General features: G+C 65.0%; 11 protein-coding genes. 4 read left to right on the top strand and 7 right to left on the bottom strand.

Going from position 1 to position 13,475, the window contains the following annotated elements; all coding sequences use genetic code 11:
* Positions 1 to 238 precede the first annotated feature (238 nt).
* Positions 239 to 808: a CDP-diacylglycerol--glycerol-3-phosphate 3-phosphatidyltransferase gene (gene pgsA, locus EET13_RS10175; protein ID WP_122442177.1), complete on the bottom strand. Its 570-nt coding sequence runs from the start codon at positions 806 to 808 to the stop codon at positions 239 to 241.
* Between the two features lie 85 nt (positions 809 to 893).
* Between pgsA and EET13_RS10170 the strand changes: the two genes are divergently transcribed.
* Positions 894 to 1,418 carry an amino-acid N-acetyltransferase gene (locus tag EET13_RS10170; protein ID WP_122442164.1) on the top strand — a complete coding sequence of 175 codons (525 nt, stop codon included), beginning with the start codon at positions 894 to 896 and terminating at the stop codon, positions 1,416 to 1,418.
* A 67-nt stretch (positions 1,419 to 1,485) separates the two neighbouring features.
* On the opposite strand, the gene EET13_RS10165 is transcribed toward EET13_RS10170, so the two are convergent.
* Positions 1,486 to 4,146: an FtsK/SpoIIIE family DNA translocase gene (locus EET13_RS10165; protein WP_122442163.1), complete on the bottom strand. Its 2,661-nt coding sequence runs from the start codon at positions 4,144 to 4,146 to the stop codon at positions 1,486 to 1,488.
* Between the two features lie 60 nt (positions 4,147 to 4,206).
* Between EET13_RS10165 and EET13_RS10160 the strand changes: the two genes are divergently transcribed.
* Genes EET13_RS10160 through EET13_RS10150 form a run of 3 tightly spaced genes read left to right on the top strand, consistent with a single transcriptional unit; the run spans position 4,207 to position 6,230 of the window.
* Positions 4,207 to 4,521: a putative quinol monooxygenase gene (locus tag EET13_RS10160; protein WP_122442162.1), complete on the top strand. Its 315-nt coding sequence runs from the start codon at positions 4,207 to 4,209 to the stop codon at positions 4,519 to 4,521.
* Positions 4,521 to 5,354, top strand: coding sequence for a mycofactocin-coupled SDR family oxidoreductase (locus EET13_RS10155; RefSeq protein ID WP_122442161.1), 834 nt, complete (start codon positions 4,521 to 4,523; stop codon positions 5,352 to 5,354). The genes EET13_RS10160 and EET13_RS10155 overlap by 1 nt, the downstream gene beginning before the upstream one ends.
* Before the next feature lie 3 nt (positions 5,355 to 5,357).
* Positions 5,358 to 6,230, top strand: a complete 873-nt coding sequence (locus EET13_RS10150) for an SAM-dependent methyltransferase (protein ID WP_122442160.1) — start codon at positions 5,358 to 5,360, stop codon at positions 6,228 to 6,230.
* 54 nt (positions 6,231 to 6,284) lie between these two features.
* Here the strand turns inward: EET13_RS10150 and EET13_RS10145 are convergent, their stop codons facing one another.
* From EET13_RS10145 to EET13_RS10125, 5 genes are all read right to left on the bottom strand, one after another.
* The gene (locus EET13_RS10145) at positions 6,285 to 7,535 is read right to left on the bottom strand and encodes a hypothetical protein (protein WP_244603845.1); all 1,251 of its coding nucleotides are present in this window, start codon (positions 7,533 to 7,535) and stop codon (positions 6,285 to 6,287) included.
* A 413-nt stretch (positions 7,536 to 7,948) separates the two neighbouring features.
* Positions 7,949 to 9,625 (bottom strand): ribonuclease J, encoded by a 1,677-nt coding sequence (locus EET13_RS10140; RefSeq protein WP_122442175.1) that lies wholly within the window; start codon positions 9,623 to 9,625, stop codon positions 7,949 to 7,951.
* Positions 9,626 to 9,644: 19 nt separating this feature from the next.
* Positions 9,645 to 10,547 (bottom strand): 4-hydroxy-tetrahydrodipicolinate synthase, encoded by a 903-nt coding sequence (dapA, locus tag EET13_RS10135; RefSeq protein ID WP_122442174.1) that lies wholly within the window; start codon positions 10,545 to 10,547, stop codon positions 9,645 to 9,647.
* 190 nt (positions 10,548 to 10,737) lie between these two features.
* A complete protein-coding gene (gene thyX / locus EET13_RS10130; RefSeq protein WP_122442173.1) occupies positions 10,738 to 11,490 on the bottom strand; it encodes an FAD-dependent thymidylate synthase in 753 nt (250 codons plus the stop codon).
* 383 nt (positions 11,491 to 11,873) lie between these two features.
* Positions 11,874 to 13,217: an MFS transporter gene (locus tag EET13_RS10125; RefSeq protein WP_122442159.1), complete on the bottom strand. Its 1,344-nt coding sequence runs from the start codon at positions 13,215 to 13,217 to the stop codon at positions 11,874 to 11,876.
* Positions 13,218 to 13,475 lie beyond the last annotated feature (258 nt).

Here is a 13,475-nt window from a genome sequence, read left to right as displayed (position 1 = left end):
CCCACACCCAAGCCGTCCCCGCCGTGGCCCGCCCACGCCCCCACATCCTGTAGGCCATGCTGCGCGACCACCGGGCCTACCAACCCACCGCGCCTAACGCCGCGGCGGCTTGACAACTTCATTGAGAATCTCCTTGATCCGGTCGCGTCCGACACCTCATGCATTTGCCTCGCCGGGGCACCCGACGAGCAATGGTTTCTAGGTCAACGCCGCCCCGGCTGATGTGGTTCCCGAGAGTTCACGACCCGCGGTTGGCCCAGCGGATTTCCCTGATCGTCGATGCGACGTAGTCGATACCGGTCACGACCGTGAGCACGATGGCAGCGGCCATCACCATCACTGCCACGACATGTAGCGGACCCGACAACGGCAGCACGAACAAACCGATGGCGACCGTCTGCACCACGGTCTTGAGTTTGCCGCCCCAGCTGGCGGGAATGACACCACTCCGAATCACCGCCAGTCGCAGCACCGTCACCCCGACCTCGCGGCTCAGGATCAATACCGTGACCCACCACGGCAAGTCACCCAACATCGACAGGCCGATCAGCGCCGCCCCGATCAAGGTCTTGTCGGCGATCGGATCGATGAAGGCGCCGAATTCGGTCGCCATGCCGTAGTTGCGAGCCAGCAGGCCATCGAACCGATCGGTAATGCTGGCAACCGCGAATACCGCCCATGCCGCTATCCGGGCAGACGTTTGGTGGCCGCCGTCATAGAACAGCGCGTACAGGAAAATCGGGACCAACACCAGCCTCAGGCCGGTCAGAATATTGGCGAGGTTGGCGATACGGGCGGTTCCTGGCATCTGACCTGTTTGCGGCTGCCCGGGCACGGCAACAGAATAACTGTTGACCAGGCCACCCGTCGTCGATGTCGATACTGTTCTTTACGTGAGCGAAAGTCCATGGGATTTCCAACCGGTAGTCCGGCGTGCCCGCACGTCTGATGTGCCTGCGATCAAAAAACTCGTCGACACGTATGCGGGAAAGATCCTGCTGGAAAAGAACATGGTGACGCTTTACGAAGCGGTGCAAGAATTTTGGGTGGCCGAACACCCCGAAATCCAGGGCAAAGTAGTCGGTTGCGGGGCGCTGCACGTACTGTGGGCCGACCTCGGGGAAATCCGTACCGTCGCGGTCGACCCCGCCATGACTGGTCGCGGCATCGGCCACGCGATCGTCGACCGGCTCCTCGAGGTTGCCCGGGAGCTTCAGCTGGAGCGACTGTTCGTGTTGACTTTCGAGACGGAATTCTTTGCCCAGCACGGCTTTATCGAAATCGAAGGTACTCCGGTCACCGCCGAGGTGTACGAGGAGATGTGCCGGTCCTATGACATCGGTGTCGCGGAATTCCTGGATCTGAGCTACGTCAAGCCCAACATTCTGGGCAATTCCCGGATGCTGCTGGTCCTCTGACCAGCCGAGCAGTCGAAAAAGCCCCCGGCACGCCGGCGAATTGGGCGCGTTGGTGTCTGTTCGCGGGTTACTCGGAATCGCTCCCGGCGGCGTCGCTCCCGCCCCGGATCAGCGCCAGGGTGCCCGCCAGCTCGTCGGGTTTGATCAGCACCTCGCGCGCCTTGGAGCCTTCGCTGGGCCCGACGATGCTGCGAGTCTCCATCAGGTCCATCAGCCGGCCGGCCTTGGCGAAACCCACCCGCAGTTTGCGCTGCAGCATCGAGGTGGAGCCGAACTGGCTGGACACCACCAGTTCCACGGCTTGGAGGAACACGTCCATGTCGTCGCCGATGTCCGGATCGACGTCGGCGCGCTCACCGCTGGGCTTGGCAGCGGTGACGCCCTCGGTGTACTCGGGTTCGGCCTGGTCCTTGCAGGCGGCGACGACGGCCTGGATCTCCTCGTCGGTGATGTAGGCGCCCTGCAACCGGATCGGCTTGCTCGCGCCCATCGGCAGGAACAACCCGTCGCCCATACCGATCAGCTTCTCCGCGCCCGCCTGATCCAGGATCACCCGGCTGTCGGTCAGCGACGACGTCGCAAACGCCAACCGCGACGGCACGTTGGTCTTGATCAGTCCGGTCACCACGTCGACCGACGGGCGCTGGGTGGCCAGCACCAGGTGGATACCGGCCGCGCGCGCCTTCTGGGTGATCCGCACGATGGCGTCCTCGACGTCACGTGGCGCGGTCATCATCAAATCGGCCAGCTCGTCGACGATTGCCAGGACATACGGATAGGGCCGGTACACTCGCTGACTGCCCAGCGGCGCGGTGATAGCACCAGATCTCACCTTTTCGTTGAAGTCATCGATGTGGCGCACCCGGGACGCCTGCATGTCCTGGTAGCGCTGCTCCATCTCCTCGACCAGCCACGCCAGCGCGGCCGCGGCCTTCTTCGGCTGGGTGATGATCGGCGTGATCAGGTGCGGGATGCCTTCGTAGGGCGTCAGTTCCACCATCTTCGGGTCGATCAGGATCATCCTGACCTCTTCCGGGGTGGCTCGGGTCAACAGCGATATCAGCATCGAGTTGACGAAGCTGGACTTGCCCGATCCTGTTGAGCCGGCGACCAGCAGGTGGGGCATTTTGGCCAGGTTGGCCGAGATGAAGTCGCCCTCGATGTCCTTGCCCAGCCCGATCACCAGCGGGTGGTGGTCGCGGCGGGTCGACGGAGCAGTGAGCACGTCGGCCAGCCGCACCATCTCCCGGTCGGTGTTGGGCACCTCGATGCCGACCGCGGACTTGCCCGGGATGGGCGCCAGCATCCGCACGCTCTCGGTGGCCACCGCGTAGGCGATGTTCTTCTGCAGCGCGGTGATCTTCTCGACCTTGACCCCGGGTCCAAGTTCGACCTCATAGCGGGTGACGGTCGGCCCGCGGGTGCAGCCGGTGACGGCCGCGTCGACCTTGAACTGGACGAGCACCTCCCCGATGGCGGCGGCCATGTGGTTGTTGGCCGCGCTTCGCTTCTTGGGTGGATCGCCGGCCACCAGCAGGTCCAGCGAGGGCAGCGTGTAAGGCCCTTCGACGACGCGGTCCAGTGCTTGGGTGTCCTGCTTCTTGGTGTTGCGCTTTCGTCCCCGCCCGACCGTGGGTTCGGGAGTGGTCGGAGTGTCGTCAGCCGGCGGGCCGGCCTCCGGCACCGGCGGCACCTCGTCGTAGTAGCCGTCGGAGAAGTCCTCGCGTGCGACCTCGACGGTGTCCGCGTCGTCGCCGGCGAAGTCGTATTTCTCGTCGTATTTCTCGTCGTATTCGTCGTCGTACTGGTCTTCGTCGTCTGGATAGTCGCGCTGGAACAGCCGCGTGCCGAACATGCGCCGTAAGGCGTCGGGCACCTCGCGGATCGTGGTTCCGGTCAGCAGTAGCAGCCCGAACAGTGCCCCGATGAACAACAGCGGTGCGGCGATCCACGCCGTCAGCCCGTCCGACAATGGCCCGCCGATCGCAAAACCGATGAATCCCGCTGCATGACCGCGCGGCGCCGGGGTTTCCGGCGAGCCGGCCCACAAGTGCCGTAAACCGAGAAATGACAACGCGATCAGGCTGGATCCCAGGATCAGCCGCGGCCGGGTCTCGGGATTGGGCTGGGTCCGCATCAGCACTATCGCCGTGGCGGCCAAGATGATCGGCAGCAACACGACGGCTGAGCCGATCAGCATCCGCAGCATCGCGTCGACCCACGCCCCGACGGGTCGGGCGGCGTGGAACCACGAGCCGGCGGCGACGACCACGGCAAGGCCCAGCAGTGCCAGCGCCGCACCGTCGCGGCGATGTCCGGGTTCGATGTCGCGCGCGCGCCCGATCGAGCGCGCCGCTCCCCCGGTGCCCTTGGCCGCCATCAGCCAGGTCGCGCGCACGGCCCGGCCGCAGGCGAGTCCGGTCGACGCGATCAGGGATTGATCGCGCCGCCGGGCCGGCCGGCTCACCCGTTTGACCGGCCCACTCGGGCGCTTCCCGGTTCTGGGCGCAGCCGATCGCGCACTGCGCGTAGCCCCCCTCGAAGTGGCTTTTGACCTGCTCGTTCTGCTTCCGGAGCGGGCAACGGTCCGATTGGCCATGCGGGCAAGCCTAGTCGCAAATACATCTTCTGCACCACATGCCACACTGGTAACGTTGGCTTCTCCAACCCGTGCTCGCCTCGTTATCAACGGGCATGAGTAGGGTTGGCCAAAGGTGACAATGGTCATCCGCGGGTCATGCCGCGTCACGCCGCCGATAATCCGCCACAGGTCCCAGGAGGCTCTAGCATGCCCGTCGTCGTCGTCGCCACGCTGACCGTCAAGCCCGACTCGGTCGACACCGTCCGCGACATCTTGATCACCGCGGTCGAAGAGGTGCACGGCGAGCCCGGCTGCGAGCTGTACTCCCTGCATCAAACGGGTGAGACGTTCGTATTCGTCGAGCAATGGGCCGACGCCGACGCACTCAAAGTCCACAGCACCGCACCCGCGGTGGCCAAGATGTTCAAGGCGGTCGGAGACCATTTGGTCGGTGCGCCCGACATCAACGTGTTGCAACCCATCCCGGCGGGCGATCCGGACAAAGGGCAGCTTCGCCGCTGATGGCCGGGTCGTCACCTGGGCCGCTGAACGGCCGGGTTGCCTTCGTGACCGGCGCCGCACGAGGTCAGGGCCGCGCCCATGCGGTGCGGCTGGCGGCCGACGGCGCCAACGTGATCGCGATCGACCTGTGCGAGCAGATCGACAGTGTGCCTTACCCGCTGGGCACCGCCGAAGATCTGGCTTTGACCGTCACGCTCGTCGAGGAGACCGGTGCGCGCATCGTGGCGCACCAAGCCGACGTCCGCGATCGTGCATCGCTGGCCGCGGCGCTGCGGGCGGGTCTTGACGAGTTCGGCCGGCTCGACATCGTCATCGCCAATGCCGGCATCGCCCCGATGCAGTCCGGCGCCGACGGCTGGCACGACGTGATCGACGTCAACCTGACCGGCGCCTACCACACCGTCGATGTCGCGATACCCGCCATGACCTCTCAAGGGGCCGGGGGTTCGATCGTGCTGATCAGCTCCGCGGCGGGCCTGGCCGGCTTCGGCAGCGCCGACGCCGGCTCCATCGGCTATACCGCCGCCAAACACGGACTCGTGGGGCTGATGCGGCTATACGCCAATCTGCTTGCGCCCCACAATATTCGAGTCAACTCCGTGCATCCGTCCGCGGTCGGCACCCCGATGATCGACAACGAGTTCACCGCGCAGTGGCTTGCCGACATGGCCGCTCAGGACGGCTCGGCGTCCGGCGCGGGCAACGCGTTGCCGGTGCGGATTCTGCCAGCAGAGGACATCGCCAATGCCGTGGCATGGCTGGTGTCCGACGAGGCCCGATACATCACCGGCGTGGCGTTGCCCGTCGACGCGGGCTGTGTGAACAAGAGGTAGCTGATGGCCCGAAATCCCGTTGCACAGACTGCATTCGGCCCGATGATCTTGTCGGCCGTCGAACAAAACGAGCCACCCGACCGCCGGCTTGTGGACGACGACCTGGCGGACCTGTTCTTGCCCAGACCCCTGCGCTGGCTCGTCAGCGCCACCCGGCCCACGACACTGAGGCGCTTGTTCATCGCGGGGTCGGAGTGGTCCGGCCGCGGACTGTGGGCAAACCTGGTCTGCCGCAAGCGATTCATTGGCGACAAACTGGCGGCGGCACTCGACGACATCGACGCGGTCGTCATCCTGGGTGCCGGATTCGACACGCGCGCCTATCGATTGACCCGCCAGGTTCGTATCCCGGTGTTCGAAGTGGACCTGCCGGTCAACATCGCCCGCAAGGCCAAGACGGTCCGGCGCGTCCTGGGCGAGTTACCCCTCTCAGTTCGGTTGGTGGCCTTGGATTTCGAGCGCGACGACCTGCTAACCGCGCTGGCCGAGCACGGATACCGCACTGATTACCGGGTCTTCTTCATCTGCGAAGGTGTCACCCAGTACCTCACGGAGCGTGCCGTCCGGCGGACATTGGACGGACTGCGGGCAACGGCACCGGGCAGTCGCCTGGTATTCACCTACGTGCGCCGCGACTTCATCGACGGGAGTAATCGGTACGGCACCCGGACGCTGTATCGCGCCGTTCGGCAGCGGCGTCAGCTGTGGCATTTCGGCTTGCTGCCCGAGCAGGTGGCCGACTTTCTCGCCGAGTACGGCTGGCGGCTGGTGGAACAAGCCGGGCCGGATGAACTTGTCCAGCGCTATGTCGCGCCCACCGGGCGCACCCTCAAAGCTTCACAGATCGAGTGGTCGGCGTACGCCGAAAAGGTCTAGATCTCCGTGGGCCTCCGGGTTCGCGACGCCCGCACCGGCGGTCATAATTTCCGCCTAGACGATCAGCCCGGTCAGGTTGAACTCCGCCAGCGTTGCTGCGGCGAGCTCGCCCAAGAGGCGCCTTTCGACAGACTGGTATGCGGTGACGGCAATGCAGATCGTGCCGCCGATGCGCGCAGCCGACGCCGCAGTCATGCCCGATACCTGCTCGACGATCTGTCGCGAGACGTGTTGTGTTACCCCGCGCACGAAAAATGAATCCGCCTCGGTTCCATCGGGGCGACCTACCGCCGGGTCGACGTCGCCGAGATAGGAGCAACCCACCGCCGGAGTGGCCAAGAACATGTGGGCCAGTCGTCTGGCCGCCCACTCTGGCATCAACGCGATCAACGGCAGGAGCTTGAGCTGCTCACCCCGCACCGCGGAAAAAGTGCCGAGTGCACGCCTGATGCCGGCTCGAACATTGGACAAATCCGACGTTATCCGAGTCAGGTCGATATCAATGGTCGCCAGCGAGAATGCGTTTGCGCGAGTATCGCCCTCGGCTCGGTCGTTGACGGTCATGCCCACCCGGATCGCGCCGTCGTTGGCGCGTCGACATCCCACCCGCTCACCCAGTTTCGCGGCGAACGCGGTAAACAGCGCATTACTGCTGCCGCCGAGAGCCGCTGCGCGAGTATCCCAGTCACCAACGTCGATATGAATTGCGATGGCCGGCACCGCAACAGCGTCGTCGTTGCCCCTGGCGACAACAAGCCGCCCCGACCGCCCCGATTGCCCACCACCCCGGCTGCGATGACGCGATTGCCTGGCGGCCGCGATCAGCGCCTGGACGATCGCTGGTAGGCCACGCGCGGTATGGAGAGCATCGGAAACCACTGCGCGCGCACGGCTGCGCGAACCTGGTAACGGGTAACCGGGACTGTCCACATTGCCCTTGACCGCATCAACGATCGCGAGGCAGCCGCCGGCCCCGTCCACCAGGCAGTGCGAGGCCACCAGGCTGACCGCGGTGGAACCGTCGGAAAACGGTTGGACACCCACATGCCAACCAGGCCCCCATTGCGGATCGAGTGGCAATTGCGCGCGCTCGTCGGCCCAGCCGATCAACTCAGCGCGCGGACGGGCATACCGAGCGATATCGATGTCCGCCGAGGCCGGTGAACAGACCCAGCGGTGCCGGCCGAAGGGAAGCGGCGAACGCTCGATCCTGCGTCCCAACAACCCGTAACCGAGATTGCGGTGAAAACGCTTCAGGCCATCGAGGTCGACGGAGCGGTCGTAAACCCACACCCACTGGGCCACCGGTGTCAACCCGGTAGCTCGCTGGGCGAGAAATCTTGCTTGATCGTTGAGTGCGAGCCGATGGTCCAGCGGTGCATCGACGCCAGACACGCGACGCGGTGGCCCGACGGGCGAGCCGGCACAGTTCTGACTAGACGAGAGCGTCAACCACGAAAGCAGGGCTTGAGCAGGCGACCTCCACCTCATGGAACAGGCTCTCGTGGCAGATTGCGGTGTCGCGCGACATAATTCTCCTCGGGTGCGTGCCCATAGGGTGCGTGCTGTAGAAGCTTGCAGTTAGTGACAGTAGTAATATGCTACTTTCGGCGTAAAGGCTACGGGAGCCGAGCAGCCCACGTCAATCGACCGCGGTCATTAGTGAGCTTCCTACCAGCGCATCCGGCTGGTTGACCCGTCAGAACACGCTCCGGTTGTCAGACCTCGATCACCGTGGGCACGATCATCGGCTGGCGGCGGTAGGTTTCGCCAACCCACTTGCCGACCGTGCGGCGCACGCCCTGGGCAATCCGGGACGGATCGGTGACATTGGCGCCGGCCAGCGATTCCAGCTCGGCTTCGACCTTACGCACAGCGGGTTCCAGCGCCTTGGGATCTTCAGAAAAGCCGCGCGAATACAGATGCGGCGCCGCCACCGGGCGCCCGGTGCCACGCTTGACCACCACGGTCACCGCGACAAAACCCGACGACAGGATCAGCCGTTCACCCAGGGTGATTTCGCCGACGTCGCCGGTGATCAAGCCGTCGACGAACATCTTGCCGACCGGCACGGCACCGGCGATCGAGGCTCTGCCGCCGACCAGATCGACACTGACCCCATTCTCGGCCAACAAGATCGACTCTTCCGGAACTCCGGTGCCGACCGCGAGCTTGGCGTTGGCGCGCAGCATTCGCCAGGTCCCGTGTACCGGCATCACGTGGCGCGGCCGTACCCCGTTGTACAGGAACAACAGCTCGCCGCTGTATGCGTGTCCGGAAACATGCACCCGCGCTTGGGCATTGGTGACAACGCGCGCTCCGATCTTGGAGAGCTCGTCGATGACGCCGTAGACCGCCTCCTCGTTTCCCGGAATCAGCGACGACGACAGCACGATGAGATCACCCGAAGTCAAAGTGATACTGCGATGTTCACCGCGCGACATCCGGGACAACGCCGACATCGGTTCGCCCTGGGTACCGGTAGTGATCAGCACCACCTGTTCGGGTGCCATCAGCTCCGCGGCTGCGATGTCGATCAGGTCGGAATCGGCCACTCGTAAGAAACCCAGATCCCTTGCGATGCCCATATTGCGCACCATCGATCGCCCGACGAACGACACCCGCCGGCCCAAAGCCACTGCGGCGTCGATGATTTGCTGCACCCGGTCCACATTGGAGGCAAAACATGCCACGATGACGCGGCCCTCGGCACCTCGCATCAACCGGTGCAATGTCGGGCCCACTTCGCTTTCCGAGGGTCCGACACCGGGAATCTCGGCGTTGGTCGAATCGCACAGGAACAGATCCACGCCGGCGTCGCCCAGCCGGGACATACCGGGCAGGTCGGTGGGACGCCCGTCGAGCGGTAGCTGGTCGAGCTTGATGTCGCCGGTGTGCAGCACGGTACCGGCACTCGTGTAAACGGCGATGGCCAGCGCGTCGGGGATGGAGTGGTTGACGGCGAAGTATTCGCATTCGAACACCCCGTGCCTGCTGCTCTGACCCTCTTCGACTTCGATGAACACCGGTTTGATGCGGTGTTCGCGGCATTTGGCCGCGACCAGCGCCAAGGTGAACCTGGAGCCGACGACGGGAATGTCGGGACGCAGCTTGAGCAGGAAGGGGATCGCGCCGATGTGGTCCTCGTGCGCGTGGGTCAGCACCAGCGCCTCGATGTCGTCGAGCCGGTCCTCGATATGGCGCAGGTCGGGCAGGATCAGGTCGACGCCCGGCTCGTCATGAGTCGGGAACAGCACCCCGCAGTCGATGATCAGCAGCCGGCCCAGATGCTCGAAAACCGTCATGTTGCGGCCGATCTCACCGATGCCGCCCAGCGCGGTGACTCGCAACCCACCTGCGGCCAACGGACCTGGTGGCGGGAGATCTTCGTTCACGGATGACTCGCCCTGTGACTCACCGGAGTACTGAAGCCGCACGCATGTCGGCCGCCAGCGCGTCGATCTGCTCCGGTGTTGCGGGCATCTGCGGCAGCCGAGGGTCGCCGGCTTCGAAACCCTGCAGGCGCAGGCCGGCCTTGGCCATCGTCACGCCGCCCAGACGGCCCATCGCCTTGCACAACGGACTCACCGCGACGTTGATCTTGCGCGCCGTGGCGATGTCGCCCGACTGGAAGGCCGATAGCAACTCGCGAAGCTGACCGGGCGCCAGGTGACCGATCACGCTGATGAAACCAAGGGCGCCCATTGCCAGCCACGGCAGGTTGAGCGCGTCGTCGCCGGAGTAATAGGCCAGCCCGGTGTCGGCGATGATCTGTGCGCCGCTGGGCAGGTCGGCTTTGGCGTCTTTGACCCCGACGATGTTGGGGTGCGACGCCAGCGCGCGGATGGTCTCGGGCTCGATCGGCACCCCGGATCGGCCCGGGATGTCGTAGAGCAGCACCGGCAGGTCGGTCGCGTCGGCAACGGCGCTGAAGTGTGCCAGCAACCCGCTCTGCGGCGGCTTGGAGTAGTAGGGGGTGACCACCAGCAGCCCGTGCGCACCTTCGGCAGCGCAGGCGCTGGCCAGCCGGATGCTGTGCGCGGTGTCGTAGGTACCGGCACCGGCGATCACCCGGGCCCGGTCGCCTACCGCCTCCAGCACGACACGCAGCAACTCGAGCTTCTCGCTGTCGGTGGTGGTCGGCGACTCACCGGTGGTACCGGATACCACCAGGCCGTCGCATCCCTGGTCCACCAGACGGTTCGCCAGACGCGCCGCGGCGGCGGTGTCCAGGGAGCCATCGGCACCAAATGGTGTCACCATCGCGGTCAGCAGGGTTCCCAGGCGCGCTGGGACGTCGAATCCGACGGTGCTCACGTTGTCCAAGGTTACCTGGCGCCGCCAAGCTTTTTGGCAGCAGCGTCAGCGCCGCGTGTTCGTTCCGGGTGCTCCCGGGACCAGGTTTTGCAGAACTGGTCCCCGATCCAACGACATCAACGTCTTGCAGACAACGGGCGAGAAGGGGCCGGCTAGACGCCGAACTCGGCGAAAACCAGCCGGGGCGGGCTCAGGCCTCGGTGGCTAAGGGGCTGGTCGCCACTTCGCTGCCGTCAGCCAGGGTCGTGATCTCGAAGTCGGCGAACACGGCGGGTGCGACGTCGGCGAGCTGACGCAGGCACTCGATGGCCAGCCGCCGGATTTCCAGGTCAGCGTGCTCGCTGGCCCGCATGGCGATGAAATGCCGCCATGCGCGGTAGTTGCCGGTCACCACGATGCGGGTCTCGGCGGCGTTGGGCAGCACGGCACGTGCCGCCTGGCGCGCCTGTTTGCGCCGCAGCACCGCGTTGGCCTGATCAGCGAACTTTGCCTCCAGCTGGGCCAGCAGTTCGATGTAGGTGGCCCGGCTGGCGTCGGCAGCAGCGGTCAGGAGCTGTTGCAGTTCGGGGTCGTCGTCCATACCCGGAGGCACGACGACCTGTGAGTCGCCTTCGGGCACATAGCGTTGCGACAGCTGCGAGTAAGAGAAGTGCCGGTGCCGGATCAGCTCATGGGTGCACGACCGGGAAATACCGGTGATGTAGAAGGACACGCTCGCGTGCTCGAGCACCGAGAAATGGCCGACGTCGATGATGTGCTTGATGTAGCCGGCGTTGGTCGCGGTTTTCGGGTTGGGCTTTGACCAGCTCTGGTAGCAGGCCCGGCCGGCGAACTCGGTGAGCGCCAACCCGCCGTCGGCGTCGGTTGTCCACGGCACCTCTGGCGGCGCCAGGAACTCCGTCTTGGCGATCAGGCGCACGCGGAGCGGGGCGGTGTGGGCCACGGCGCTCACCTTAGCCGCGCCACCCGTCAGATCCGAGCGGGGCAGCGCCGCCGCAGGGCCAGCCCGGCACTGAGGCCGCCCACAGGACGCATCCTGCGCTCGGCGCACGATATGGCTGCACGGGTCTGTTGAGGACGGCTAAGCCCGGGAGCTGGCAGATCGCGACGCAACATGGTCGCTGACGACCTCCGATGACCGCCATGGACACCAAGATCTCGGTGTGCGCCCCGGGGCGACGCCGAATTTCACAGGTCGCGGCCGAGCACGTCAAGCAGCCCCGGACGTTTGGGTGGCCCCACCCAATTCTGGCGTTGCTCGGTGAGCCTACGGACCATTGCGCACGGCGCAGATCGCGGTCTGCGCACGGGGTTGGCGAGCCGCGGTCAGCCGATCGCGACTTCGGGCGCTTCGGCTTTGTGCTGGCCATTCGTAACCCGTTGACCGGCTAGGGAACTCATGCCCAAGTCGCCCTTCTCGCGCAAACCTGACCGCCGCATACCAGGGCTGAAGCAATCAAGCCGGCACAATCCGAAAGCAGCGAGCGCACCGATGAGAATCAACACAGCCCAGGGGAGTTCGTCGGCGTTGACATGATGCGCGGCGCCCATCAGCGATCCGACACCGAGATTGCCGACGAGGACCCCCAGTCCGATGAGCGTGCTGTAGAACCCGTAGTGAGTCGCCACCAGCCGCTCACCGGACAACGAAACAACTGCGCGCATCTCGAACGGAAACATCACCGTCGAGGCGATGGACAGCAGAAACGTCGACGTCAGCAATGCCGTGACAGCAGCCGCGGTGCCAAGCACCTGGGCATTGGGAACGATGGCCAGCGGTACGAACGATGCGGCCATCACCACGGCCCCGACGAAAAGGCTGCGTCCTGGCTCCCACCGCGACGCCAGCCAGCGGGTGATGCGGAGCTGACCGGTAATCGAGAGCAGACCCGATACCGCAAACATCGCTGCTACCAACAACGATTGCTGATGTGGGGCCAAGGTCGAGGCCTGGATGGGAAGTGCGAGATATATCTGGAAAGTCAGCAGGTAGCGGCCGGTCATGCAGGCGGCAAACCACAGAAAGGACCGATTACGCACGACCGAGCGCCAGTCCTGCAGGATCGAGCCCCGCGAAGTGCTCGACTGATGCGGATCGGCGACGTGGTGAGGCAGCGCCAGTAGCTGCACGACGGTGAGTGTCGCGAAAACACCGGCCGCGCCCAGTACAACGGCCCTGAAGTTCATCGTCAGCAACACCAATCCGACCAACGGGCCGAGCAGGACGCCTGCCTGGTAGAAGACGTTGAACACGGCGAATGCTTCAACCCTGCGGTCACCGGAATCAACGGCGAGATAAGCGCGCACCGCGGGGGTGAACAGCGCTCCGGCGATACCCGTTGCGGCGGCGGCGAGCATCAGAATCGGTAGCGAATGCGCAATCGCCAGCACGGCGTAGGCACAGGTTTGTATCAAACAACCGGCCGCGATCGGCGGCTTGTAGCCGACTCGGTCCGCGAACGTGCCGCCGACGAAAAACATGCCCTGGTTGGACAAACTGCGCACGCCCATCAACAAACCCAGCGCCCATGTGGGCAACCCGAGTGTTCCGGTCAGGTAGCCCGCCAAATACGGCATCAGCATGAAGGATCCGATGTTGATGCCGAAATGGTTGATCATCAGCACGCGGCTGGGGTAGTTGAAGCTACGAAATTGCGTGAGCAGACCCATTACCACTCCAGTCGCGGCGGTTTGGCCTCGGTGTTGGCCGGTGTTCGCGGATTCGCGCACCGACCACGTCGTAGGCAACGGACAACCAACAGCGAACCTCTTATCCATGCGACCGGAGCACTTGTGGCAACTAGTAACTCTGCGCGCTGGGTATTTCGTTGTCCAAGACGTGTTACTGCTTGATAGATAACCGCCGATTATCACCGCGGCTGCGCAAGCTCGGTGACCGGCTTGGGTGCAGTCGGCAGCCGATGAACG

This window comes from Mycobacterium attenuatum (assembly GCF_900566085.1).
GTDB lineage: Bacteria > Actinomycetota > Actinomycetes > Mycobacteriales > Mycobacteriaceae > Mycobacterium > Mycobacterium attenuatum.
The sequence above is the reverse complement of the archived record's forward strand: the minus strand, read 5'-3'. Positions and strand labels throughout refer to the sequence as shown.